We start from the raw sequence: 22,870 nt of genomic DNA, 5'->3' as shown, positions 1-22,870 counted from the left end.
ACCCTCGGGTCCCGCCCGCGCCGGGGCGCGGCACGTCCCCTCCACGTGCCGCGCCCCGTCCCCTCCACGTGCCGCGCCCCGTCCCCTCCACGTGCCGCGCCCCGTCCCCTGGTCGGCCCCCTCCGCTAGATTTCCGACTCCACCGCCGGCAACACCCCCGTCCGCGCCGCCTCCCCATACCAGTACGCGCTCGACTTCGGCGTCCGAGTCAGCGTCGAGTAGTCGACGTACACCGCCCCGAACCGCTTCTCGTAGCCGTACGCCCACTCGAAGTTGTCCATCAGGGACCACAGGTAGTAACCCCGGACATCGGCGCCGTCGGCGATCGCGCGGCGGACCTCGGAGAGATGGCCGTGCAGGTAGGCGATGCGCTCCGGGTCGTGGACGCGGCCGTCGGGGTCCGGCTTGTCGTCGTACGCCGCGCCGTTCTCGGTGATGTACAGGGGCAGGCCCGGAGCCTCGCGCGTGTACCGCATGATCAGCTCGTGCAGGCCGGTCGGGTCGATCGTCCAGCCCATTTCGGTGCGGTCACCCGGGGTCTGGTGGAACATCACGTCGTCCGCGCTGGGCCACGGCGAGTGCTCGCTCGCCCCGTGGCCGTCCGCCCGCGGGCCGTTGGCCTCGGGCTCGGCCGCCGACACCAGTGTCGGGGTGTAGTAGTTCAGCCCCAGCGCGTCCAACGGCTGGTTGATCGCCGCCAGGTCGCCCTCCAGGACGTACGACCAGTCGGTGACCAGCTCCGTCGCCGCGTACAGGCTCTCCGGGTACGCCCCGTGCAGGATCGGGCCGTGGAAGACCCCGTTGGCCAGGTCGTCGATCTTCCGGGCCGCCGCCAGGTCCGCCGGGTCCTGCGAAACCGGCCGCACCACCGAGGAGTTGAGGCTGAGGGCCACCGAGTTGCGGGTCGGCATCACCGAACGCAGCGCCGACGTACCCAGCCCGTGCGCCAGGTTGAGGTGGTGAGATGCCCGCAGCGTCGCCGCCGGCTCGGTGCGGCCCGGCGCGTGCACACCCGACCCGTAGCCCAGGAACGCGCTGCACCACGGCTCGTTGAGCGTGATCCACTGCTCCACTCGGTCGCCGAGCGCCTCGCCGACGATCTGCGCGTACTCGGCGAACCGGTACGCCGTGTCGCGCTCCGGCCAGCCGCCCGCGTCCTCCAGCTCCTGGGGGAGGTCCCAGTGGTAGAGGGTGACGGCGGGCTTGATGCCGTGCGCCAGCAGCTCGTCCACCAGGCGGCGGTAGAAGTCCAGGCCCCGCTGCACCGCCGGGCCCCGGCCGGTCGGCTGCACCCGCGACCAGGAGATCGAGAAGCGGTACGCCGACAGCCCCAGCTCGGCCATCATCGCCACGTCATCGCGGTAGCGGTGGTAGTGGTCGACAGCGATGTCACCGTGGTCGCCGCCGGCCGTCCGGCCCGGCGTATGGCTGAAGGTGTCCCAGATGGACGGGGTACGGCCGTCCTCCCGCACCGCTCCCTCGATCTGGTACGCGGACGTCGCCGCGCCCCAGAGGAAGGCGGGGGGAAAGGACACGGAGGACATGGGCTCAGGCATGGAAGCGCTCCCATAGGGGGTCGTGGAGACCGACGGGTAGGAGGGGAGGGGGGAAGGAGCCGGGGGCCGGGGCGACGGTGGCGCGGCCCCCGGAAGCCGTACGAGAGAAGTGGCCGGTCCGGGCGTCAGCCCTTGATCGCGCCCTGCATGATGCCGCCCACGATCTGCTTGCCGAAGAGAAGGAAGGCGATCAGCAGCGGCAGTGTGCCGAGCAGGGCGCCCGCCATGATCACCGACTGGTCGGGGACATAGCCGGTGCCGAGCGAGTTGAGCGCGACCTGCACGGTCGGGTTCTCCTGGTTCAGGGCGATGATCGGCCACAGGAAGTCGTTCCAGGCGAACACGAAGGTCAGCAGGCCGAGGACGGCCATCGCGGGCCGGGCGGCGGGGAACACCACGTGCCAGACGACCCGCAGACTGCTCGCGCCGTCCACCCGCGCCGCCTCGATCAGCTCGGTCGGCAGCGCCTGCACCAGGTACTGCCGCATGAAGAACACACCGAAGGCGGTCACCAGCGTCGGCAGGACGACCGTCTGCAACTGGTTGGACCAGCCGAGGTCCGCCATCCACAGATACAGCGGTACGACGGCCAGCTGCGGCGGCACCATCATCGTGCCGATCGTCAGCAGGAGCAGAAGGTTCGAGAACTTGAACCGCAGCTTGGCGAAGGCGAACCCGGCGAGCGTGGAGAACAGCACCGTGGCGACCGTGATCGTGCCCGCGACGATCACCGAGTTGACCATCGCGGTGCCGAGCCCGGCCTCCTCCCACGCGGTCTGAAGGTTCTTGAACAGGTTCCCGCCGAACCACAGCGGCGGCGGGGTCTGCGCCAGCCGGGTGTTGGTGCGCGAGGCCGCGATCGCCGTCCACACCAGCGGGGCCAGCGAGACCAGCGCGAACAGGGTCAGCACGATGTAGGTGACCGGGCCGGCGTGCAGCTGCTTGCCCGCGCCCATCACGCGCGTCCGTGCCCGCCGGGGCGGTTTCTTCTCGGCCTGAGGGGGAGTCAGTTGGGTCGCTGTCATTGGGACTTCCTCAGCCGTCGGGAGATCAGCAGATTGACCGCGGCGACGATCAGCAGGATCAGGAACATCGACCAGGCGATCGCGGACGCCTTGCCGAGGTTGCCGATGATCCAGCCCTGGTCGTACATGTACAGGCCGAGCGTCTGGAACTGGTGACCCGAGCCGCCCTTCGAGCCGCTGACCCCACCGAACAGCAGGGGCTCGCCGAAGAGCTGGGTCGCGCCGATGGTCGAGACGACCACCGTGAACAGGATCGTCGGCCGGAGCTGCGGGATCGTCACATGGATGAACTGCTGCCAGCGGTTGGCGCCGTCCATCGCCGCCGACTCGTACAGATCGGCCGGGATGGCCTGCATGGCGGCGAGGTAGATCAGCGCGTTGTAGCCCGTCCACCGCCAGATGACGATCGTCGACACGGCGAACTTTGAACCCCAGTCGGACTCGGTCCAGTTGACCGGATCGATCCCGACGAAGCCGAGCATCCAGTTGATCATGCCGCCGTCCCAGGAGTACAGCAGCACGAACACCAGCGTCGCCGCCGCCACCGAGGTGGCGTACGGGGTGAGCATCACGACCCGCCACACGGTCGAGCCGCGCAGCTTGTAGTTGAGCAGGTGCGCCAGGCCGATCGCCATCAGCAGCTGCGGCACCGTGGAGATCACGCCGATGGCGAAGGTGACCCACAGCGAGTTCCAGAAGAAGTCCGAGGACAGCAGGTTCTCGTAGTTCTTCAGCCCGGCCCAGGACTGGCCATCCAGGTCGGCCAACTGCACGTTGTGCAGCGAGTACCAGGCCGTGTACAGCAGCGGGACCAGCGAGAACGCGCCGAACACGATGAAGAAGGGGGAGATGAACGCGTACGGCGACGCCTTCATGTCCCAGCGGTACAGCTTGCTGCGCCAGGAACCCGGGCCCGGCGGAGGCGGCGTACCGCGACCGTGCGCGCGGCCGGCCGCGCCCGGCTGCTCACCGGGCGCGGCGTCGGCGCTCGACGCGGAGTGCGCGAGGGCCTGCTTGGAGCTGGTCACTGGCCGAGCACGTCCTTGATCTCCTCGGTGGCCGCGTCCCAGCCCTCCTCAGGGCTCTTGCCCTGCTGCTCGACCTGGAGGATGCCGATGTCGGTCAGCGCGGTGCCGATCGGCTGGTCCTTGACGCCGAAGTACTGGGTCGGGATGGTCTCGGCCGAGGCGGAGAAGATCTCCGTGATCGGCGCGTTCGAGAAGTACTCGGTGGTGGCGGCCGCCGGCTTCAGGGTCGGGTACGCCGACGGGGCCGACGGGAAGCTGGCCTGCTTGGCGAAGACCTTCGCCTGCTGCTCGGGCGCGGTCAGCCACTTCGCCAGCGCGATGGCCTCCTTCTGGTGCTTGCTCGCCGTCGGCACGCCGATGAACGAACCGCCCCAGTTGCCCGCGGTCGGCGCCGCCGCCACGTCCCACTTGCCCTTGCCCGCGTCACCGGACTGCTCCAGGATGTAGCCGATCATCCACGCCGGGCAGGCCACCGTGGCGAAGGTCGCGTTGGCGTAGCCCTGGTCCCACGGCTTCTCGAACTGCTTCAGCTTCGCCGACATGTCGCTCGTCGCCACCTCCATGGCGGTGTCCCACGCCTTCTTCACGCCCGCGGACTTCTCCCAGACGACGGTGCCGTCCTTGTCGTAGTACCGCTCGCTCTCACCGTTGAGGACCGCGTTGTAGACGGAGGAGGCGGAGTCCACGAACTTGGTGCCGCTCGGCGCCTTCTTCATGTACTCCTTGCCGAGGTCGACGTACTTGCCCCAGTCGCCCTTCCACTGCTCGGCGAGCTTGGTGCGGTCGGTCTCCAGGCCGGCCTTCTGGAACAGGTCCTTGCGGTAGCAGACGGCCATCGGGCCGATGTCGGTGCCGAGCCCGATCAGCTTGCCGTCCTTCGTGGTGGCCTGGGCGTTCTTCCAGTCCAGCCACTGGGACTTGTCGACCTCCTTGCCGAGGTCGACGAACTTGTCGGCCTGCGTCTGCACGGCCTCGGTGACGTTGCCGACCTCGATCGCCTGGATGTCGTCGGTGCCGGCGCCGGCCTGCAGTCGGGTGAGGACCTTGGGCCAGTAGACGTCGGTCTTGGTGGTGACATTCTCCTTGATGGTGATGTCGGGGTTGAGCTTCATGTACTCGTCGTAGAGGCCGGCCTGCTTGTAGCCGAAGGTGCCGAAGGTGCCGATGGTGAGGGTGGTCTTGCCACCGCCGCCGTTGCCACCGCCCTCGTTCGAAGAGCCGTCGTCCGAGTCCTCGGCGCAGCCGGCGAGCAGCCCTGTCGTCAGCGCGGCGACGGCCGCGAGGGCCATCAGCCTGCGGGACCCGCGGGTACTCGTGCGCATTGCGTCCTCCTGTTGCCTGACGTGCCGACCCCCCGGCCAACTGCACTGTTGGGCCCGTTCGTGGTACTCGCTGCGGCTCGGGCGGGGAACGTGCGGGATGTGTATGTGTCAGGTACTGTGGGAGCGCTCCCACAGGTGATGAGTTGAAGGTTCGTCGGTCCGGGCGGGGGTGTCAAGGGACTCGGAGCGGAGAGATGCGTTCAGTTATCGGGCTGTTAACTGGACCCGCCGGGTCCGGTCCGGCGGCTGAGAACGAGGCGGTTCAGGCCGGAGCGGGGGCCCGGGGCCGCAGTCCCGGGGACGGCCACTCTCCCCGACGGGACTGTTAAATTCCAGGCCAGCGTGAAGACAACGGCGGAAGGCGGAGCCCCATGGCAACCCACGGAGCGCGGGGCCGAAGCGGCGGTCGGCCCACCCTCGAAGAGGTGGCGGCCCGCGCCGGCGTGGGCCGGGGCACCGTCTCCCGGGTGATCAACGGCTCGCCCCGGGTCAGCGACGCGACCCGCGCGGCGGTGGAAGCGGCGGTGGCGGAGCTCGGCTACGTCCCCAACACGGCGGCCCGAGCCCTGGCGGCGAACCGCACGGACGCGATCGCACTCGTCGTGCCCGAACCGGAGACGCGATTCTTCGCGGAACCGTACTTCTCGGACATGCTGAAGGGTGTCGGCGCCGAGCTCTCCGAGACGGAGATGCAGCTGCTGCTGATCTTCGCGGGCAGCGACCGGGAACGGCGTCGCCTGGCCCAGTACCTGGCGGCCCACCGCGTCGACGGCGTCCTGCTGGTCTCGGTCCACGCCGACGACCCCCTGCCGGACCTGCTGGCCCAGCTGGAGATCCCGGCGGTGATCAGCGGCCCGAGGTCGGCGGCGGAGACCCTGACCTCGGTGGACTCGGACAACTACGGCGGCGCCCGCTCCGCCGTCGAGCACCTGCTGTCCCGCGGCCGCACGCGGATCGCCCACATCACCGGCCGCCTCGACGTCTACGGCGCCCAGCGCCGCGTCGACGGCTACCGCGACGCCCTGCGCGACGCGGGGCACGAGGTGGACGAGCAGCTGATCGAGGCGGGCGACTTCACGGAGGAGGGCGGCGCCCGGGCGATGAAGCTGCTCCTGGAGCGCTGCCCCGACCTGGACGCGGTCTTCGCGGGGTCGGACGTGATGGCGGCGGGCGCCCGCCAGGCCCTGCGCGAGACCGGCCTGCGCATCCCCGAGGACGTGGCCCTCGTCGGCTACGACGACTCGGCCATCGCCCGCCACATGGACCCGCCCCTCACCAGCGTCCGCCAGCCGATCGAGGACATGGGCCGCCGGATGCTGGACCTCCTCCTCGCCGAGATAGCGGATCGCCGGCCGGCGGCGTCGCGGGGACTGGAACGCCCGCAGGAGGTGCTGGCCACGGAACTGGTGGTGCGGGCGTCGTCGTGAGCGGCCACGCCCTGCTGGACCTCGCCGAGGTCGGCGAGGTCGAGCCGTATCTGCGTTCCGTGGGCGAGGTGCTGCGCGCCTTCCGCGACCAGGACTCGGGCTGTGAGTCGTACGGCGTCCGACTCCCGGACGGCGACCGCTGGTTCGTTAAGGAGGCGGCAACCGACCAGGCCCGGCGCTCCCTGGACCGCGCCTGGGCGTTCCACCGGGCGGTACGCCACCCGGTGATCGTCCCGCAGCTGCACCGCTTCGAGGTGCGGGGCAGTGGCGGTACGGCGGTGGTGATGCCGTGGCACGCCGGCGAGGTCCTGTACCACCCCACCCTCCGCAGCCACGGCGGCCGCGCCCACCCGGACAGCCCCATGGCCCGCTTCCGCGCCCTGCCGCTCGACCGGGTCCACCGTGCCGTGGACCGCGTGCTGGACGCGCACCTGGCGGTGGAGGCCGCGGGGCACGTCGCCGTCGACCTCTACGACGGCACGTTCCTGTACGACTTCGAGGGCGACGCACTCCACCTGATCGACCTGGACGAATACCGCCCCGGCCCGTTCACGCTGGACGAGGACCGGCTCCCCGGCTCACGCCGCTACATGGCCCCCGAGGAGTTCCGCCGCGGCGCGCTGATCGACATCCGCACCACGGTCCACGCCCTCGGCCGCGCCACCCGCCTCCTCCTGGACGCCGGCGACGAGGAGCGGGCCTGGCGGGGGACGGCGGCCCAGCTGGCGGTGCTCGACCGGGCCACCCGCACCGACCCCGGCGAACGCTTCGGGAGTGTACGGGAGTTGGTGAGGGCCTGGCGGGCGGCGACGTCGGAGGAGTAGCACCGGCGCTCAGGGATGCAGCACCAGCCCTCAGGGGTGCAGCACCAGCCGCCACCGCCTCTCCCCGTCCTGCTCCTCCTTGGTCGGGGCGAGTCCGGCCGCCGCGGCGACTGCCGCCGAGGCCGGGTGGTCGGGATGGATGTGGGCGACGACCGTACGGACCGACCGTCGCCGGAGCCAGGCCACCAGCCCCCGCGCCGCCTCGGACGCGAACCCGCGCCCCTGCCACGGGGTGCCGACCACCCAGGCGATCTCGGCGCTCCGGTCCTCGGTGACCGTGGCCTGGACCGTGCCCACGAGACAGGACTCCGCGCGCAGCCGCAGTACCCAGTTGCACCAGGCGACACCCGGGTCGGGAGACCCGGCGACGAGCCGCTCGTAGCGGGCGCGCAGTTCGCCCAGGGAGTGGGGCATGCCGCCGATGAAGGTGTGCAGCGCCGGGTCCGCCAGGACGACGGCCATCTCCTCGGCGTGCTCGACGCGCAGTGGGAGGAGATCGAGGCGGGCGGTGGGGATGGACTCGGCGGGTACGCGGGGCTCGGACATCGTGCGCAGCCTATGGCCCAGAGGGGAGAGCGCGACGACCTCGTGAAAAAGCTTCAGCCGGTGACTTCGTCATGAAGTCACCGGCTGAAGGCCTGGGGTGAGTGACGGGACTCGAACCCGCGGCATCCTGGACCACAACCAGGTGCTCTACCAGCTGAGCTACACCCACCATGACCGGCGATCGACTTTGTGGAGTCCCCGACCGGCCGAGAAAAAGTGTACAGGGTCCGAAGGGGTGCTCGCGCACAGCTTTTGCGGCGCCCCCGGGCGACCCCTCGCATACGCCTACTGAGCAGGCAGAACGTGCTTCGCCGCGATCGACTTCGCGGTGTCCGAGTCCGGGCCGGGCTGGGGGACGAAGATGGCCTCGCGGTAGTAGCGGAGTTCGGCGATGGACTCGCGGATGTCGGCGAGGGCGCGGTGGTTGCCGTTCTTCTCGGGGCTGTTGAAGTAGGCACGCGGGTACCAGCGGCGGGCCAGCTCCTTGACCGACGAGACGTCGACGATCCGGTAGTGGAGGTAGTCCTCCAGCGTCGGCATGTCGCGCAGCAGGAAGCCGCGGTCCGTGCCGACGGAGTTGCCGCACAGCGGGGCCTTGCCGGGTTCCTTCACGTGCTCGCGTACGTACGCCAGCACCTGCTCCTCGGCGTCGGTCAGCGTCGTGCCGCCGGCCAGTTCGTCGAGGAGCCCGGACGCGGTGTGCATCTGACGCACCACCTCCGGCATCGTCTCCAGCGCCGCCTCCGGCGGACGGATGACGATGTCCACGCCCTCGCCGAGGACGTTCAGCTCGGAGTCGGTGACGAGGGCGGCTACCTCGATGAGCGCGTCGTCGGACAGCGAGAGGCCGGTCATCTCGCAGTCGATCCACACCATGCGATCGTTCATGCGACCACCCTAAAGCTGACGTCCGCTTTTGGGGGCCCCGCGTTCCTCGTCCTTGAACGCCGGACGGGCTGAGATGCCCGCCCGGCGTCACGAGGTCACGCTCCGCTGCGCTGCCCCGGCAGGCTCGCCCGACCTCCGACGTACAGCTCGCGCCCGTTCTCCGAGGGCACGGACGTGCCCACGGGGGCCGGGGTGCGGCGGGTCTGGAGGGGGACCGGGCCGCCCTCCGGGTACGGGGTGGGCGGTGGACCCTGCTGGACGGCGGGGCCCGTCGTGGGCTCCGCGTCCGTCGGCCTCTCGCCCTGGGGGCGCCGCGCACGGTACGCCGCCCGGTACGCGGCCGGCGACGAGCCGAGCTGGCGGCGGAAATGCCCGCGCAGCGCCACCGGCGAGCGGAAGCCGCAGCGGCCCGCCACCTCGTCCACCGAGTAGTCCGACGTCTCCAGCAGGCGCTGTGCCTGCAGGACCCGCTGGGTGATCAGCCACTGCAACGGGGCGCTGCCCGTCAGCGAGCGGAAGCGGCGGTCGAAGGTGCGGCGGCTCATGTACGCGCGGGCCGCCAGCGTCTCCACGTCGAACTGCTCGTGGAGGTGCTCCAGCGCCCAGGCGACGACCTCGGCCAGCGGGTCGGCGCCGATCTCCTCCGGTAAAGATCGATCGAGGTAGCGCTCCTGACCGCCGGATCGGCGCGGCGGGACCACCAGACGGCGGGCCAGAGCCCCGGCCGCCTCGTTGCCGTGGTCCGTCCGCACGATGTGGAGACAGAGATCGATTCCGGCCGCTGTGCCCGCCGATGTCAGGACGTCGCCGTCGTCGACGAACAGCTCTCGCGGATCGACGTGCACCGACGGGTAGCGCTTGGCCAGCGTCGGTGCGTACATCCAGTGTGTCGTCGCGGGGCGGCCGTCCAGCAGGCCCGCCGCGGCGAGGACGAAGGCGCCGGTGCACAACCCGACGATGCGGGCGCCTTCCTCGTGCGCTCGGCGCAGTGCGTCGAGCGCGTCCTCGGGCGGTGGAGACGTGATCGAACGCCAGGCCGGCACGACGACCGTGCCCGCCCGTGAGATCGCCTCCAGGCCATGTGGCGCGGTGAGTTCCAGGCCCCCTGTGGTCCGCAGCGGGCCTTCCTCGCCGCCGCACACCAGCAAGCGGTAGCGCGGCACGCCGGCGTCCTGGCGGTCGATCCCGAACACCGACAGCGGTATGGAACTCTCGAAGATGGGGCCGCCGCTGAACAGCAGCACCGCGACGATCTCCTTGCGGCGTCGCCCGGAAAGTTTCCGGGCCGCGGCATCCGGCGCGGCAGTGGAGTCGTGGCTCATACTGCTAAGCCCCCCTCGGTGGTCGCGGCTCCTCGGTTGTGTCGCTCCTGCACGTTTCCCCTCGGTCCTGCACGAGTCCCCCGCCGTAGACAGTCAAGATCGAATCTACTGTGTCGCGTCGCGCCGCAGTGGCCGGTTCGGCACTCGGCACATTGTCGACTTGGCAACTTGGCGTGAAGCATTCGATCACGAAGCGTTGCACTCGTGGGCCGTGCAGGGAAGTGCGCCTTGTCGCAGTGGCCAATCCACGTAGGGTGCGCAGGGCCCCTGAGGCCCTTTCCGTGCAGGTGGAACGGGGGTTGGGGGGTGTCCTGAGTGGGGGATGCATGCGCGCCAGAAGTTGGCTGAAAAGCAGCGTTCCCGTGCGCGGAAACCGGTCAGCCGACCGGTGTATTTCAACCAGTGTGACGTCCGCCTCTGTGGGCCCCGGTTCCGGTCCTGTGGTGGCGTCCGCGACGCGAGGGTGCCGGAGGGGTGCGCTCCTCGTCCTTCAGGCGCGCCGCGCCGCGTTCCGACTGGCGCAACAGCAGACGGCAGACGGCCGTCACGGCGGCGAGGCCGAGGGCCGTGCCGGCGGCACCGGCGAGGGAAGTGCCGTACCAGAGGAGGACCACGGGGACCAGGACACAGCTGAAGGCCGCCCAGCGAACCACATCGGTGGCGCTGTCGTCGGAGGGCGTGCGGGGTCCGGGCATGGGTGCGTACTCCTGGGTTGCCTGGGGCAGTGATTCATGGATTCATGGGGGTTCAACGCGTGTTCGAGCGGTCGGTCACTGGTGCGGGGGCCGTTCCCGGCCGCGGACGCAAGTGAATCCTGTGCAAACCGCCTGTACACCGCAGCAACCATTGCGTTACGGGCGTCCCCTCGTGCATGCTCCCTGGAACCCGCACCGACCACGAGTGGGGATCTGGGTTAAGGAGGCGTGCAGCCGTACCCTTGGGGGTATGGGGTTGGGAAGACCATTCCCGGACACAGCTCCGCCGCACACCGCTGCATCCGTCAACGAGCTCCGCTCGCGGGCCCACCCATAAAGGATCAATACGCCGAGACAGCCATGGCCGGTCACGAATTCTTCGAACCCGCGGACCGCAAGCGCCAGGTCGCCGACCCGACGGCGTCCGATCCCCTGGCGGCGGACGAGTCACGCCAGTCCTGCGATCCCGCCTTCAAGCACGGCGTCGTCGTCGGCTTCGACGGCTCCACCTCCAGTGAGCGCGCCCTTGCGTACGCCGTCGGCATGGCCCATCGCTCCGGGTCGGGCCTGATCATCGTCCACGTCGCCAACCGGCTGCCCACCACGGTGTGGGCCGGCTGCGAGCCGCCGGTCTTCGTCGACGTACCGGACCACCGCACCGAGGTGCTCGGCCTCGAACTCGCCTGCGCCGACTATCTCGCCGAGGTGCCCTGGATCCTCGTCGAGCGCGGCGGTGACATCTGCCACGAGCTCGAAGAGGTCGGGCGGGAGTACGAAGCGGACGCGATCGTGGTGGGCTCCACGCACGGCATCGTCGGGCGGATCTTCGGGTCCGTCGCGGGGCGGCTCGCCAAGCGGGCCAAGCGTCCCGTCGTTGTCATTCCGTAACTCGCCGTTGTCCCAGGTGAGATGAGCCGTTCGGGACGCCGCTCTCCCTCTCGTCTCCTTTTTGCGGTGTGTGAATTTACTCGCGCGTAGAGGTGTTTGTGCCCTTGTGAAGGGCATATAACGCTCACCGCACAACTGCACATGCATGAAGGGAGCCCGCCGTGGACAATGACGTCTCTGCGGGAAGCGGAATCACCACCGTGGTCGGTCGACTCGCCCTGGGGATCACCCTGTTGGCCTTCGGGCTGGGGTACACCGACGTGATCGACGGCGTGTCGGCTGCTGACGCCGTATCAATCGCCCAGTACGTGGGCGGCATTGCCCTCTTCGTCGCCGGGCTGATGGCCCTGCGCGACCGCGACTCCGCGAACGGGACCGCGTTCGTGACGCTCGGCGCCCTGTGGTTCACCTGGGCCGTTTCCGCGGAGGGCTCCGCCAATGCAGCCGGGTTGTTCCTGTTGCTGTTCGCCCTCGTGGTGCTGTCCCTCGCGCTCGCCGGTGGGGACCAACTCGGGCAGGGTGCGTACGGGCTGTTCTTTGTCGCCCTGTTGCTCATGGCGATCGCCCACTTCGCCGACAACGACGGGCTCACCAAGGTCGGGGGCTGGTTCGCCGTCGCCGCGGGTGCGGTGGCTTGGTACGCGGCGACTGCGGCTCTGGCCCACTGGCCGACCGCGCTTCCGCGACGCGCTGCGGGCCGGGGCGTGACGGCCACCGGTTAGCTGCGCCGGCTGGGGGGTTGGGCGGCTCCCCGGCGATGAGAACGGGCCCCCCGTGATTGGTGGCATCACGTGGGGGCCCGTCCATGTTGTTTGGCCTCTGCGGGTGCGTGGGGGCTTGTCGCGCAGTTCCCCGCGCCCCTAAAACAGGCCTACTACTCGACCGTTACCGACTTGGCGAGGTTCCTCGGCTTGTCGATGTCCCTGCCCAGGGCCAAGGCCGTGTGGCAGGCGAGGAGTTGGAGGGGGATGCCCATGAGGATGGGGTCCAACTCGTCCTCGTTCTTCGGGACCAGGATCGTCTGGTCGGCCTTTTCCTGGGGTTGGTGGGCTACCGCGAGGATCTTGCCGCTGCGGGCCTTGATCTCCTCCATGGCGGCGCGGTTCTTCTCCAGGAGGTCGTCGTCGGGGACGATCGCGACCGTCGGGAGGGCGGGCTCGATCAGGGCCAGGGGGCCGTGCTTGAGCTCGGAGGCGGGGTAGGCCTCGGCGTGGATGTAGGAGACCTCCTTGAGCTTCAGGGAGGCCTCACGGGCCACGGGGTAGCCGCGGACGCGGCCGATGAAGAGCATCGAGCGGGCGTCGGCGTAACTCTGGGCCAGCTTCTCGATCTCCGCCTCCTGCTCCATGATCTCGGCGATCTGGGCGGGCAGCTTGCGCAGGCCCTCGATGATCCGCTTGCCGTCGCGGACCGAGAGGTCGCGGGTGCGGCCGAGGTGCAGGGCGAGGAGGGCGAAGGCGACCGTGGTGTTGGTGAAGCACTTCGTGGAGACCACGCAGACCTCGGGGCCCGCGTGGACGTAGATGCCGCCGTCGGCCTCTCGGGCGATCGCCGAGCCGACGACGTTGACGATGCCCAGGACCCTTGCGCCCTTGCGCTTCAGCTCCTGGACGGCCGCGAGGACGTCGTACGTCTCACCGGACTGGGAGACGGCGATGTAGAGGGTGTCGGGGTCCACGACCGCGTTGCGGTAGCGGAACTCGGAGGCCGGCTCGGCGTCCGCGGGGATGCGGGCCAGCTCCTCGATCATCTGGGCGCCGATCATGCCCGCGTGGTACGAGGTGCCGCAGCCGAGGATCTTCACGCGGCGGATCTGGCGGGCCTCGCGGGCGTCCAGGTTGAGGCCGCCGAGGTGCACGGTGGAGAAGCGGTCGTCGATGCGGCCGCGCAGGACGCGGTCCACGGCGTCGGCCTGCTCGTGGATCTCCTTGTGCATGTAGGTGTCGTGGCCGCCCTTGTCGTAGGAGGCGGCCTCCCACTCGACGGTGGTGGGCTCCGCCGTGGTGCGGGTGCCCTCCGTCGTGTAGGTGCGGAAGTCGTCGGCCTTGAGGGTGGCCATCTCGCCGTCGTCCAGCGTCACTATCTGGCGCGTGTGGGCGACCAGGGCCGCGATGTCCGAGGCTACGAACATCTCCTTCTCGCCGATGCCGAGGACGACCGGGGAGCCGTTGCGGGCGACGACGATGCGGTCGTTGAAGTCGGCGTGCATCACCGCGATGCCGTACGTGCCCTCGATGAGGCGCAGCGTCTCGCGGACCTTGTCCTCCAGCTTCTCCGCCTGCGAACGGGCGATGAGGTGGACGAGGACCTCGGTGTCGGTCTCGGAGAGGAACTCGACGCCGTCCGCCTCCAGCTTGCGGCGCAGGTCGGAGGCGTTGTCGATGATGCCGTTGTGGACGACGGCGACCTTGCCCTCGGCGTCCAGGTGCGGGTGGGCGTTCACGTCGGACGGGGCGCCGTGGGTGGCCCAGCGGGTGTGGGCGATGCCGGTCGTGCCCTTGAAGCGCGCCGGGACCTTGGCCTCCAGGTCACGGACCCGGCCCTTGGCCTTGACCGTCTTCAGGCCCGCCGCCTTCGGGGACGTGACGACGATGCCCGCCGAGTCGTAGCCGCGGTACTCCAGGCGCTGCAGGCCCTCCAGGAGCAGGGGAGCCACGTCACGCTTCCCGATGTATCCGACGATTCCGCACATATATATATCCCTAGCCGTAGACGATCCGGCGCAGCTGGCGGAGCGTGAGCTCCGCCGGGGCCACTGCCCGGTATTTCAGGTCCGCCTCGATCTGTTCGAAGATCGTCGCGTTCACCAGGCCCTGGGCCTGCAGCTCGCGGTGGCGGCGACGGACGTACTCCTCGGTCGTCTCGTCGAAGTAGGCGAGCACATCCTGGATCACCCGCAGCGCCTCGCCCCGGTTGAGGGGTGTGGTGCGGGTCAGGTGATCAACAAGGTCGTCGTGCACTCGGTAGATCCTGGGTTATCGGAGACTGGTTCGCAAGAATCCTGCCCGATTTCGGGCATGAGTGCGTCAGGGGACTTTGGAAGAGCTCCTCGCATGGGGGTACCGGCACCGTCGCGGGTGGCGCGTTCGTGCCGGGCGCCACCGCCCAGGCCGCCGCCGTGCCGACGCAGCGGACCGCCCCGGCCGCCGAAGAAGCCGTTCATCCGCATCGGCGCGCACCCGTGGGACCTCTCCCGCAAGATCGAGGCCGAGGTGCGCACCCTGTACACCCCGGCCGGACCTGGGCACCTTCACCACCGCCCCCGCCCTCCCCCACTCTCGGCTTCGCTCGAGCGGGGGGACCCCCATGGCGCCCTTCACTCTCACGGCCTTCGGCGACCAGGGCGTCAGTCGTACGGAAACCACGACATGGAGGCCTGGTACTCGCCCTACGGCTACGGCGGCGAGGAGGCCCGTTTCGCTCTCCCCGGCAACGGGCCGGACAAGAGGGGAACGAGACCGTCGCCTGGTCCCGGGTGCGCTGCCTCAACTACTCGTTCCTGTGCGTGGACGTCCAGCTACGCCACGCTGAAGGTCCAGGGCATCGCCGCCGGGCCAAGTAGGTCCGAGGGGCGAGGGGGACCGTACGCGCGTTACATTCGCTTGAGGACGGCCTGCTTGGCCATCGTGAACTCCTCGTCCGTCAGCACGCCCGTGCGGTGCAGCTCGCCGAGTTCGCGCAGGCGGCGCAGGAGGGCGTCGTGGTCGTCCTCGGCGGATGCGGCCGCGGGAGAAGGCAGTTCCGGCCGTGCGTCCGGTACGTCCGTGGCGCCGGCCCCGGCCGGGTGCGGGAGGCGGGCCTGGACCGCCGCCGCGACCAGGGCCATCAGCGGGTCCTTCTTGAAGCCCCACAGTTCCACCGAGTTGGCGTCGTACTTGGGCGGGGCCTTGGTGGGTGCGTTCCGGACGGTGAAGCGGAGGTAGCCGTTCTCCAGGCCCGCCGCCGGATGCCACTCCACGGCCGTGATGTCGGTGACCGGGAGGGAGCGGCTGCCGGCGGCGGCCTTGGCGTCCTCCGTCTTCCAGTTCCACTCCAGGCGGATGTGCTCGCCGTCGAAGGTCGCCGTGCCGTCCCCGGCGGAGACCGACAGGGGGACGGAGGGGCCCGGCAGCAGGTACTCGTCGACCGGGTCGGCCGGGACCTGGTCGAGGAGCAGGGCGTTGCGTACCTCCTCCACGAAGTACTCGGCGACGCCGTAGCGGTCGGACTCCACGATCAGCTGGTACGGGTCGTTCGGCTCGGTGAGGCGGCCCCCGGTGGCGTGCAGCAGCGGGTCGGCGCCGTCGCGCAGACGCAGGCGCAGCCGTCCGGCCTTCTTGCCCTGCTCGAAGGAGGCACCTGCCAACGCCCCCAGCGGGAGGACGAGTTCACCGAGTGTCTTGCGGAACAGGCTGACGTTCTTGTCCCTTCCGGGGGTCAGCCGCAGGGCGTCGCCGTCGAAGACCCACGTGCCGTCCTTCTGGATGATTTCCGCCATGGGGTGGATTGTTCCACCAGTCTCACGAGAGAGTGGTCCAGACCTCTTGGAGCGCATTGGCTCATGAAGGGACACGCTTGTGAGAGTCGGCTGTGTGAGACAGCACCACAGAACGTTTCGCCTTCTCGGTTCCCTGCTGCTGCTCGCGATGGGCGCCTCGGTGGCAGGGGCGGCTCCCGCACAGGGGGCATCGCCCACCCCGCTCGACCGGGTGGTCCCCGCGCCCGCCTCGGTCGCCCCGGGCGGATCCCCCTACCGGATCACCCGCGGCACGCACATCCGCGTCGACGACTCCCGCGAGACACGCCGCGTGGGGGAGTACCTCGCGCACATCCTCCGCCCCTCCACCGGCTACCGCCTGCCCGTCACCGCCCACGGCGGTGGCGGCATCCACCTGCGCCTGGCCAAGGGCCCGTTCGGCGCCGAGGGTTACCGCCTCGACAGCGGCCGCAAGGGCGTCACCATCACCGCCGCGGGGGCCGCCGGCCTGTTCCACGGCGTCCAGACCCTGCGCCAACTGCTCCCGGCGGCCGTCGAGAAAGACTCCGTCCAGCCCGGGCCCTGGCTGATCGCGGGCGGCACGATCACGGACACCCCGCGCTACGGCTGGCGCGGCGCGATGCTCGACGTGTCCCGGCACTTCTTCACCGTCGACCAGGTCAAGCGCTACGTCGACCAACTCGCCCTGTACAAGATCAACAAGCTGCATCTGCACCTCAGTGACGACCAGGGCTGGCGCATCGCCATCGACTCCTGGCCGCGCCTGGCGACCCACGGCGGCTCGACCCAGGTCGGCGGCGGCCCCGGCGGCTACTACACCAAGGCCGACTACAAGGAGATCGTCCGGTACGCCGCCTCCCGCTACCTGGAGGTCGTCCCCGAGATCGACATGCCGGGCCACACGAACGCGGCGCTGGCCTCGTACGCCGAACTGAACTGCGACGGCGTGGCACCCCCGCTCTACACCGGCACCGACGTCGGCTTCAGCTCGCTGTGTGTCGGCAAGGACATCACGTACGACTTCGTGGACGACGTCATCCGGGAGCTCGCCGCCCTCACGCCGGGCAAGTACCTCCACATCGGCGGCGACGAGGCGCACTCCACCAGCCACGAGGACTACGTCACGTTCATGGAGCGGGTGCAGCCCCTTGTCGCCAAGTACGGCAAGACGGTGGTCGGCTGGCATCAGCTGACCGGAGCGACGCCGGCGGCGGGGGCGCTCGCGCAGTACTGGGGACTGGACGGTACGAGTGCGGAGGAGAAGGCGCAGGTCGCGAAGGCCGCGCAGAATGGGACGGGGGTCATTCTGTCCCCGGCCGACCGGATCTACCTCGACATGAAGTACACGGCCGATACTCCGCTGGGGCTGGACTGGGCCGGTCTGGTGGAGGTGAAGCGGTCCTACGACTGGGATCCGGGCACCTATCTGCCCGGGGCGCCTGCTTCGGCGATTCGGGGGGTGGAGGCGCCGCTGTGGACGGAGACGATCAGCAAGTCGGCCGACATCGAGTACATGGCGTTCCCGAGGCTGGCCGGTGTCGCTGAGCTGGGGTGGTCGGCGGCTTCCACGCATGACTGGGAGAGCTACAAGGTGCGGCTTGCTGCGCAGGGCGCGCGGTGGGAGGCGTTGGGGATCAACTACTACCGATCGCCGCAAGTTCCATGGTGATTCGGCTGCGGGCCGGTAGGGATTGATCGCGCCCCGCGGCGGAGCCGCACATTGACACAGCCCCGCGCCCCTGACGGCGCTGCACGCCCCTGCGTAGAGACGTGCACCCCCGGAGGACCGTACTCCGGGGGTGCACGCCTGTCCGTGGAGGGCCGTGGACTACAGCCCTGCGATGGGGTTCTTCAGGTTGCCGACCAGTTGCAGCGCGCCCGCCGGGTCCGCGAGGTCGACCATCTGCTTGTTGTTGCGCAGCTGGAGGCGGTTGAGGCAGGACAGGGCGAACTCGGGGGCGAACATGTCGTACTGCTTGAACTTGTCGGCGAGTTCGGGCACCGAGTGCTGGTAGTCCCGGGTGACCTCGGCGACCGTGCGCCAGAAGTCGTCCTCCTCCAGGATCCCCTCGGCGGCGAGGTTCGCGGCGAGGAAGCGGAAGAAGCAGTCGAAGACGTCCGTGAAGATGGACAGGAGCTTCTTGTCCTCCGGGACCTCCACGCGCAGCCGCTCGACCGTCGGCGGCAGCACCGCGTCCGGGTCCATGACGGCGATCTCCTCGGCGATGTCCTTGTAGATCGCGCGCTCGACGACACCGTCCTTCAGGACGAGGATGACGTTCTCGCCGTGCGGCATGAACACCAGGTCGTAGGCGTAGAAGCTGTGGAGGAGGGGGGTGAAGTACGCGCGCAGGTAGCGGCGCAGCCACTCCGTCGGCGTCAGGCCCGACTGCTCGATCAGCGCGCCCGCGAAGGACGCGCCCTCGTGGTCGACGTGGACGAGGGAGGCCATGGTGGCCAGTGACTCGCCGTCCTTCAGGGACGACACCGGGCTCTCGCGCCACAGGGCGGCCAGCATCTTGCGGTACGGCGAGTAGCGGTCCGTGGCCGCCTCGTACTCCAGGTGCCGGTAGCCGACGGCGGCGCGCTCGCGGATGATCGACAGGCCGGTGGAATTCAGGACCGGGTCGCCGGCGATGAGCTGGGCCAGCCAGTCGTTGATGGCCGGGGTCGCCTCCATGTACGCCGCCGAAAGGCCGCGCATGAAGCCCATGTTGAGGACGGACAGGGCCGTCTTCACGTAGTGCTTCTCGGGGCTGGACCGGTTGAAGAAGGTCCGGATGGACTGCTGGGCCAGGTACTCGTCGTCGCCCTCGCCCAGGCAGACCAGGTGCTTCCTCGCAACCTCGGCGGCGAAGGTGACGGTGAGCTTGTTCCACCACTGCCAGGGGTGGACGGGGATGAAGAGGTAGTCGGCGGGGGCGAGGTCCTGCTCGCGCAGGACGCCGTGGAAGCGCTCGACGGTCTCCTCGCCCAGCTCCTGCCGTACGAAGGTCTCGTACTCGATGCCGACCCCGGCCGTGAACGCGGCCCGCGAGCGGTGGGCCGCCAGCCAGACCAGCCGGACGGGGTTCGCGGTCTCGGGGGCGTACGACAGGTACTCGTGGATGCCGAAGCCGAGCCGCCCGTTGTTGGCGACGAAGCAGGGGTGGCCCTCGGTCATGCCGGTCTCGATGGCCTGGAAGTCGCTTTTCGCCAGCTCGGCGACCGGGACCTGCGGCTTGGTGAGCTTGTAGCAGGTGCCCGAGAGGGTGGAGGAGATCTCCTCCAGGTAGACGGGCAGGACCTCGTCGCTCAGGCCCAGGGACTTCTGCAGCTCGATGAAGAAGTCCAGGGCGGCGAGCGGGCGTTCGGCGCCGTCGCGGTGGCGGGTGATCGAGTCGGCGTCGACCTGCCAGTGGTCGAGGGCGTGGAGCGTGGCCGCGAAGGTGTACCGGGTCAGGCCGTCGTCGCTGCGGACGACGTACGTGCCGTCGCCGGTGGCCTCCGGCGTGATGAGGCGCTCGTGCGCGAACTCGGCGAGTGCCTTGCGGATCAGGAGGCGGTTGGCCCGCGCCCAGCGGTGGGGGGACAGATGCGCTACGGCGTCGGACAGGGTCATACGGCTACTCCTCGGGCGGCCAAGCTGTGCCTATTAAAGAAGCGCTCGCGCGTGCAGAAGCTCAGCAACGCGCGCTTCTCCGGCTTGTCGATCTCACGTTCGGGCACGAAGCCGACGGCCTCGTTCAGCGCGTGTACGGCCTTGTTGCTCACGTCGGGTTCGACGACGACCCGGCGGGTATGCGGGTCGGCGAACAGCTCGTCCATCACGGCGGTGATGACGGCCCTGGTGAAGCCGCTGATCGGCCGGTCGGTGGGGGCGACCAGGAAGTGCATGCCGACGTCGCCGGGCTCGGGGTCGTACAGGCCGACCAGCTCGACGTACCGGGGGTCGTAGCTCTCCATCAGGAAGGCCGGTTCGCCGTCGTGCAGGCCCAGGTAGGCGTGGTGGTGCTCGTGGGCCGCGATGCGCATGTACTCGCGCTCGACGTCCTGCAGTTTGGCGTCCTGCATCATCCAGAAGGCGGCCTTGGGGTCGGTGACCCAGCCGTGCAGCAGCTCCGCGTCCTTCAGGGGGTCGAGAGGGTGGAAGGTGAAGGTGCCGATGCCTGTGGTGCTCATACGGCGAACTCCTGGAACGCGATCGTCTTCTCGACCGGGTAGTACTCGGTGCCGAGCAGCTCGCGGATGATGTACGCGTTCCGGTACGGGCCCATCCCCAGGTCGGGGCTGGTGATGCTGTGCGTGTGGACGCCGGCGTTCTGGAGGAAGACCCCGCGGCCGGTGACGTCGACGGCGTAGTTGCGGGCGACGTCGAAGTTGCCCTGGGAGTCGTAGACCAGGCGGTCCTTGACGGGCGCCAGGAACTCCGGCTCGGCGTACTTGTAGCCGGTCGCCAGGACCAGGCCCTGCGAGTCGATCTCGTAGTCCTTCTGCTGCTCCTCCTGGCGGAAGGAGAGGGTGTACGTGCCGTTCTCGTAACGCGCGCCGTTCAGCGCGGAGTTGGTGAGCAGACGGGTGGGGACCGGGCCGCCGAGGTTCTTCTGGTAGAGCAGGTCGAAGATCTCGTTGATCAGGTCGCCGTCGATGCCCTTGAACAGGCCCTTCTGCTCGGCGGTGAGGCGGTAGCGGGTCGCCTCCGGCAGCTCGCGGAAGTAGTCGATGTACTCCGGCGACGTCATCTCCAGCGTGAGCTTGGTGTACTCCAGCGGGAAGAAGCGCGGGGAGCGGGTGACCCAGTTCAGCCGGTAGCCGTGGACGTCGATCTCGCTGAGCAGGTCGTAGTAGATCTCGGCGGCCGACTGGCCCGAGCCGACGAGCGTGATCGAGTCCTTCTTCTGCAGCTCCTGCTTGTGCTGCAGATAGCGGGAGTTGTGGAGGAAGTCGCCGCCGAGGCCCTGGCAGGCCTCGGGTATGTAGGGCGGGGTGCCGGTACCGAGGACGAGGTGGCGGGCGCGGTAGGTGTCACCGGCGGCGGTCTTCACGACGTAGACCTCGTCCTCGTACGTCACCTCCGTCACCGTCGTGTTGAAGCGGATGCTGCTCAGCTTGTTCGCGGCCCAGCGGCAGTAGTCGTCGTACTCGACCCGCAGCGGGTAGAAGTTCTCGCGGATGTAGAACGAGTACAGCCGGCCCTTCTCCTTCAGGTAGTTGAGGAAGGAGTACGGCGAGGTCGGGTCGGCGAGGGTGACCAGGTCCGACATGAACGGGGTCTGGAGGTGGGCGCCGTCCAGGAACATTCCCGCGTGCCACTCGAAGTCGGGCTTCGACTCCAGGAACACACCGTCGAGCTCGTCGATGGGCTCGGTGAGGCAGGCCAGGCCGAGGTTGAAGGGGCCGAGCCCGATGCCCACGAAGTCATGGGTCCGGGTCGGGTTTTCAGGACGCGCGGTCAAGGGACTCTCCCAGGTACTGCTCGGCGTGGCCGGCGATCAGGTCGAGGACGGCGGCGATGTCTTCGGTCGTCGTCTCGGGGTTGAGCAGGGTGAACTTCAGGTAGTGACGGCCGCCCACCTTGGTGCCCGCGACCACCGCGTCGCCGGAGGCGAACAGGGCCTTGCGGGCGTACAGGTTGGCGCGGTCGATCTCGGCGGGGTCGGTGACGGCCGCGGGGATGTAGCGGAAGACCAGGGTGGACAGGGTCGGCTCGACCACGACGTCGTAGCGGGGGTCGGCGGCCAGCAGCTGCCAGCCCTCCACGGCCAGGTCGCAGACCTCGTCGAAGAGCTGCCCGATGCCGTCGGCGCCCATCACCCGCAGGGTCATCCACAGCTTGAGGGCGTCGAAGCGGCGGGTGGTCTGCAGGGACTTGTCGACCTGGTTGGGGATGCGCTCCTGCACCATGCGGCGCGGGTTGAGGTACTCCGCGTGGTAGGTGGCGTGGCGCAGGGTCGAGGCGTCGCGGACCAGTACGGCGGAGGAACTCACCGGCTGGAAGAAGGACTTGTGGTAGTCGACGGTGACCGAGTCGGCGCGCTCGATGCCGTCGATGCGGTCCCGGTACTTCACGGAGGCGAGCAGGCCGCAGCCGTAGGCGGCATCGACGTGCAGCCAGGTGTCGAACTGCTCGCACAGCTCGGCGATCTCGGGCAGCGGGTCGATGGAGCCGAAGTCGGTGGTGCCGGCGGTGGCGACGACGGCCATGGGGACCAGGCCGTCCTGCTTGCAGCGCTCCAGCTCACGGGCGAGGGCGACGGTCTGCATGCGCTTGTCGTGGCCGACGGGGATGGAGACCACGGCGTCGGGGCCGAGGCCGAGCAGCTTCGCGGACTTCTTCACGCTGAAGTGACTGACCTCGGAGGCGAAGATGCGCAGTTCGGCCAGGTTGTCGGTCTTGGCCTCCTCGCGGGCGAGGAGCAGAGCCTGGAGGTTGGACTGGGTGCCGCCGGAGGTGAACACGCCGTCTGCGTTCGCGCCGAGCCCTATTCGGGCCGTCGTCCAGTCGATGAGCTTGCGCTCGATGAGGGTGCCGCCGGCCGACTGGTCCCAGGTGTCGAGGGAGGAGTTGACGGCGGAGAGGACCGCCTCGCCGAGCACGGCCGGGATGACGACCGGGCAGTTGAGGTGGGCGAGGTAGCGGGGGTGGTGGAAGTAGATCGCGTCCCGGAGGTAGACGTCCTCCAGCTCGTCGAGGACCGCGGCGGTGTCGAGCAGCGGCTTGTCGAGGTCGATCGCGTCGATGGTGGGGGCGAGGGCGTCGACCGTGACGCCGGTGAACGGACGGTCGGTGGCGGCGAGTTTGGCGGCCACCCGCTCGATTCCTTCGGTCACGGAGCGGCGGTACTGCTCCGCGGTCGTGTCATTGAGCAGGTGCGAGCGCATGGGGAGGTCCT

The 22,870-nt window shown here is 69.4% G+C and carries 20 protein-coding genes and 1 tRNA gene; 5 read left to right on the top strand and 16 right to left on the bottom strand.

Translation table 11 applies throughout. The features are described 5' to 3' along the window. Positions 1 to 125: 125 nt before the first annotated feature. The 4 genes from ADL12_RS16695 to ADL12_RS16680 all read right to left on the bottom strand — a co-directional run bounded on the left by ADL12_RS16695 (position 126) and on the right by ADL12_RS16680 (position 4,931). Positions 126 to 1,556, bottom strand: coding sequence for a GH1 family beta-glucosidase (locus ADL12_RS16695; RefSeq protein ID WP_062703155.1), 1,431 nt, complete (start codon positions 1,554 to 1,556; stop codon positions 126 to 128). A 125-nt stretch (positions 1,557 to 1,681) separates the two neighbouring features. Next, positions 1,682 to 2,581 (bottom strand): carbohydrate ABC transporter permease, encoded by a 900-nt coding sequence (locus tag ADL12_RS16690; RefSeq protein ID WP_208614554.1) that lies wholly within the window; start codon positions 2,579 to 2,581, stop codon positions 1,682 to 1,684. Then, positions 2,578 to 3,609: a carbohydrate ABC transporter permease gene (locus ADL12_RS16685; protein ID WP_062703150.1), complete on the bottom strand. Its 1,032-nt coding sequence runs from the start codon at positions 3,607 to 3,609 to the stop codon at positions 2,578 to 2,580. Before ADL12_RS16685 ends, ADL12_RS16690 begins: the two co-directional genes overlap by 4 nt. Next, the gene (locus tag ADL12_RS16680; RefSeq protein ID WP_062703148.1) at positions 3,606 to 4,931 is read right to left on the bottom strand and encodes an ABC transporter substrate-binding protein; all 1,326 of its coding nucleotides are present in this window, start codon (positions 4,929 to 4,931) and stop codon (positions 3,606 to 3,608) included. Before ADL12_RS16680 ends, ADL12_RS16685 begins: the two co-directional genes overlap by 4 nt. A gap of 371 nt (positions 4,932 to 5,302) precedes the next feature. On the opposite strand from ADL12_RS16680, the gene ADL12_RS16675 reads away from it, so the two are divergent. Further along, positions 5,303 to 6,358 (top strand): LacI family DNA-binding transcriptional regulator, encoded by a 1,056-nt coding sequence (locus tag ADL12_RS16675; RefSeq protein ID WP_062703146.1) that lies wholly within the window; start codon positions 5,303 to 5,305, stop codon positions 6,356 to 6,358. Next, on the top strand, positions 6,355 to 7,182 hold the full coding sequence (locus ADL12_RS16670) for a protein kinase family protein (RefSeq protein ID WP_062703144.1): 828 nt from the start codon (positions 6,355 to 6,357) through the stop codon (positions 7,180 to 7,182). The genes ADL12_RS16675 and ADL12_RS16670 overlap by 4 nt, the downstream gene beginning before the upstream one ends. Before the next feature lie 30 nt (positions 7,183 to 7,212). On the opposite strand, the gene ADL12_RS16665 is transcribed toward ADL12_RS16670, so the two are convergent. From ADL12_RS16665 to ADL12_RS16645, 5 genes are all read right to left on the bottom strand, one after another. Continuing rightward, positions 7,213 to 7,728, bottom strand: coding sequence for a GNAT family N-acetyltransferase (locus tag ADL12_RS16665; RefSeq protein ID WP_062703142.1), 516 nt, complete (start codon positions 7,726 to 7,728; stop codon positions 7,213 to 7,215). Between the two features lie 93 nt (positions 7,729 to 7,821). Further along, positions 7,822 to 7,897: transfer RNA gene (locus ADL12_RS16660), tRNA-His, on the bottom strand. 116 nt (positions 7,898 to 8,013) lie between these two features. After that, positions 8,014 to 8,616 (bottom strand): oligoribonuclease, encoded by a 603-nt coding sequence (orn, locus tag ADL12_RS16655; protein WP_062703140.1) that lies wholly within the window; start codon positions 8,614 to 8,616, stop codon positions 8,014 to 8,016. A gap of 95 nt (positions 8,617 to 8,711) precedes the next feature. Next, entirely contained in the window at positions 8,712 to 9,938 is a 1,227-nt protein-coding gene (locus ADL12_RS16650; RefSeq protein WP_062703138.1) for a GlxA family transcriptional regulator, read from the bottom strand. A 395-nt stretch (positions 9,939 to 10,333) separates the two neighbouring features. After that, complete coding sequence (locus ADL12_RS16645) at positions 10,334 to 10,633, bottom strand: hypothetical protein (protein WP_062703136.1); 300 nt, start codon at positions 10,631 to 10,633, stop codon at positions 10,334 to 10,336. Between the two features lie 360 nt (positions 10,634 to 10,993). Here ADL12_RS16645 and ADL12_RS16640 point away from each other — a divergent pair, with 360 nt between their 5' ends. Together ADL12_RS16640 and ADL12_RS16635 are read left to right on the top strand one after the other, a co-directional pair. Then, a complete protein-coding gene (locus tag ADL12_RS16640) occupies positions 10,994 to 11,521 on the top strand; it encodes a universal stress protein (RefSeq protein WP_062703134.1) in 528 nt (175 codons plus the stop codon). A 161-nt stretch (positions 11,522 to 11,682) separates the two neighbouring features. Next, positions 11,683 to 12,243, top strand: a complete 561-nt coding sequence (locus tag ADL12_RS16635; protein WP_062703132.1) for a GPR1/FUN34/YaaH family transporter — start codon at positions 11,683 to 11,685, stop codon at positions 12,241 to 12,243. Between the two features lie 152 nt (positions 12,244 to 12,395). Here ADL12_RS16635 and glmS read toward each other — a convergent pair whose 3' ends face one another. From glmS to ADL12_RS16620, 3 genes are all read right to left on the bottom strand, one after another. Further along, positions 12,396 to 14,213: a glutamine--fructose-6-phosphate transaminase (isomerizing) gene (gene glmS, locus ADL12_RS16630; protein ID WP_062703130.1), complete on the bottom strand. Its 1,818-nt coding sequence runs from the start codon at positions 14,211 to 14,213 to the stop codon at positions 12,396 to 12,398. A gap of 10 nt (positions 14,214 to 14,223) precedes the next feature. Beyond that, the gene (locus ADL12_RS16625; protein WP_062703128.1) at positions 14,224 to 14,481 is read right to left on the bottom strand and encodes a hypothetical protein; all 258 of its coding nucleotides are present in this window, start codon (positions 14,479 to 14,481) and stop codon (positions 14,224 to 14,226) included. Positions 14,482 to 15,113: 632 nt separating this feature from the next. After that, positions 15,114 to 15,998: a DUF4429 domain-containing protein gene (locus ADL12_RS16620; RefSeq protein WP_062703126.1), complete on the bottom strand. Its 885-nt coding sequence runs from the start codon at positions 15,996 to 15,998 to the stop codon at positions 15,114 to 15,116. 94 nt (positions 15,999 to 16,092) lie between these two features. Between ADL12_RS16620 and ADL12_RS16615 the strand changes: the two genes are divergently transcribed. Next, on the top strand, positions 16,093 to 17,667 hold the full coding sequence (locus tag ADL12_RS16615; protein WP_062703124.1) for a beta-N-acetylhexosaminidase: 1,575 nt from the start codon (positions 16,093 to 16,095) through the stop codon (positions 17,665 to 17,667). 159 nt (positions 17,668 to 17,826) lie between these two features. Here the strand turns inward: ADL12_RS16615 and ADL12_RS16610 are convergent, their stop codons facing one another. From ADL12_RS16610 to desA, 4 genes are read right to left on the bottom strand one after another with little or no spacing between them, the layout of a single operon-like run. After that, a complete protein-coding gene (locus ADL12_RS16610) occupies positions 17,827 to 19,599 on the bottom strand; it encodes an IucA/IucC family protein (RefSeq protein ID WP_062703122.1) in 1,773 nt (590 codons plus the stop codon). Beyond that, positions 19,596 to 20,159 (bottom strand): GNAT family N-acetyltransferase, encoded by a 564-nt coding sequence (locus ADL12_RS16605; RefSeq protein WP_062703120.1) that lies wholly within the window; start codon positions 20,157 to 20,159, stop codon positions 19,596 to 19,598. Before ADL12_RS16605 ends, ADL12_RS16610 begins: the two co-directional genes overlap by 4 nt. Beyond that, positions 20,156 to 21,433, bottom strand: a complete 1,278-nt coding sequence (locus ADL12_RS16600; RefSeq protein ID WP_062703118.1) for a lysine N(6)-hydroxylase/L-ornithine N(5)-oxygenase family protein — start codon at positions 21,431 to 21,433, stop codon at positions 20,156 to 20,158. The genes ADL12_RS16605 and ADL12_RS16600 overlap by 4 nt, the downstream gene beginning before the upstream one ends. After that, entirely contained in the window at positions 21,417 to 22,859 is a 1,443-nt protein-coding gene (gene desA / locus ADL12_RS16595) for a lysine decarboxylase DesA (protein ID WP_062703115.1), read from the bottom strand. Before desA ends, ADL12_RS16600 begins: the two co-directional genes overlap by 17 nt. Between the last annotated feature and the right edge of the window lie 11 nt (positions 22,860 to 22,870).

It is taken from the genome of Streptomyces regalis (assembly GCF_001509475.1).
In the GTDB taxonomy this organism is placed as follows: domain Bacteria; phylum Actinomycetota; class Actinomycetes; order Streptomycetales; family Streptomycetaceae; genus Streptomyces; species Streptomyces regalis.
This window is presented reverse-complemented; position numbering and strand designations above follow the sequence as displayed.